Origin of the sequence: Micromonospora sp. CPCC 206061, assembly GCF_036906915.1 — a bacterium.
Lineage (GTDB): Bacteria > Actinomycetota > Actinomycetes > Mycobacteriales > Micromonosporaceae > Phytohabitans.
The window spans coordinates 1-1,855 of sequence record NZ_JBAKHX010000188.1 but is presented as its reverse complement, the minus strand read 5'-3'; the positions used below and the strand labels follow the sequence as shown (position 1 = coordinate 1,855).

General features: G+C 66.5%; 1 protein-coding gene. It reads right to left on the bottom strand.

The features are described 5' to 3' along the window. Nucleotides 1-229 precede the first annotated feature (229 nt). Nucleotides 230-1,576, bottom strand: a complete 1,347-nt coding sequence (locus V6V89_RS41245) for an IS110 family transposase (RefSeq protein ID WP_334625188.1) — start codon at nt 1,574-1,576, stop codon at nt 230-232. Nucleotides 1,577-1,855 lie beyond the last annotated feature (279 nt).

Genomic DNA, 1,855 nt, shown 5'->3' with positions numbered 1-1,855 from the left:
CCTGAGACGAAACTCGGCCCAGCCACGTGTGCGGCAGCGTCCCGGCGGAGCCGGGACTTCGGGTGTGTGAGGGCATGGTGGGTCGGCTTGCCGGCCAGGCTCGGTTGCGGGCAAGCTGTGCGGTGGTGGGAAGGGCGACCACGTCGCCGACCCTCACGGGTACGGCCTTCACCGTCGAGAACGGTTTGTCGGCGTCCTTCCCACCCTCTGTTCGGTGTGGTGGGGCTGGTTAGGCAGCGGCGCGCTCCCGAGCGGGGTCGGTGACCGCGTCCGTGTCCGGTTGAGGGTCTGTATCGGGGCCCGTGTCGTCGGGGTCGGGGTCCGGATCCACGAAGGTGATTTTTTGGCCGGTCAGGGCTTCCAGGCTGGCGATCAGGTTCCGCTTGCGGGTCTCGGTGTCGACGCGGCGGGTGTAGAAGTCGGCGCCGAGGTCCTGGTAGGGCCGACCGGTCGACAACACCGACCAAATGATCTTGATGAGGGTGTGCGCGGTCGCGAACGCGGCCTTCTTCGCCGCGGCCTTGTTCTTCTTCCCACCGAACCGACGGTGCAGCCGGTGGTAGCGGGCCCCGACCCGGGTGGCGGTCTTGGCGGTGGTGAACGCCGCGTTCTGCAACAGCCCGGCCAGGTGCGGGTTGCCTTTACGATGCCCGGCCCGGCGACGCCGGCCCGCGGACTCGTTGTTACCCGGGGCCAGCCCGGCCCAGGCGGCCAAATGTTTGGCCGACGGGAACCGGGTCATGTCGGTGCCGATCTCCCCGATCACCGCGGTGGCCACCCGTTCCCCGATACCCGGGATACTCGTCAACAGCTCGATCTGGGCCTGGAACGGACCCGCCACCCCCGCGGGGGCCTGGTCGGCGAGACGGCCGATCTTGTCCCGTTGCACCTTGACGATCATGTCTTCCAGGTGCTCGATGCGTTCCAGGTGCACGGCCACCATCTGCCCGTGATGATCGGTGAACCGGCCCTCCAACGCCAACCGCAGATCATCGATCTTGTTACGCAGCACCCCACGAGCCAACTGCGCCAGAGCCACCGGATCGCGCTGCCCATCGGCCAAGGCTTTAAGCATCACCCGGCCCGAGACACCAAACGAGTCCGAGGCCACACTGTCCAGCTTGATCCCGCCCGCCTCAAGGACCTTCAACAACCGCTGCTTCTCCCGCGCCGCCTCCTGGACCAGCTTGGTCAAATACCGGGTCCAGTCCCGCAGCATCCGCACCCGCTCCGGGGGCAGGAAACTACCCCGCAACAGCCCGACCTCCATCAACCGGGCCAGCCACTGCGCATCCTTCACATCCGTCTTACGCCCCGGCACCGCCTTGACATGCGCCGCGTTGACCACCTCGACCACCACGTCCTGGCCGCCGATCTCCCGCAACGCGGTCCACACCGGCCACCAATACACCCCGGTCGACTCCATCGCCACATGCGTGACCTGCTGCTCGGAAAGCAACCAGCGCGCCATCCGCAGCAAATCCCGATAGAACGTACGGAACTTGCGGGTCACCTCCCGACGCCCACCAGAGGCGTCCGGCACCCTAACGGTCACCGTCACCTGCCTCTTATGCACATCCACCCCGCCCACGAACGGGTACAAAACCTCCAAGCCGCCGTCCCCCTTCCAACCGCACCAGCACACGGACGGCGCCGCTCACGAAGTCCGTCACGAACTCATGACACTGAGACACGTGCACGGAGGCAACAACCTGGGATACCAGGGACGAACTCCAACACCATTCTTGATCACAGGCACCCACAGCGGCGCCAAGGACAACCGGTGACAGCGAGCGACGCCACCACGAGTTTCACCCACCTGCGGGTGGCCCGAAGGGCCAGGGTTTCTTGATCG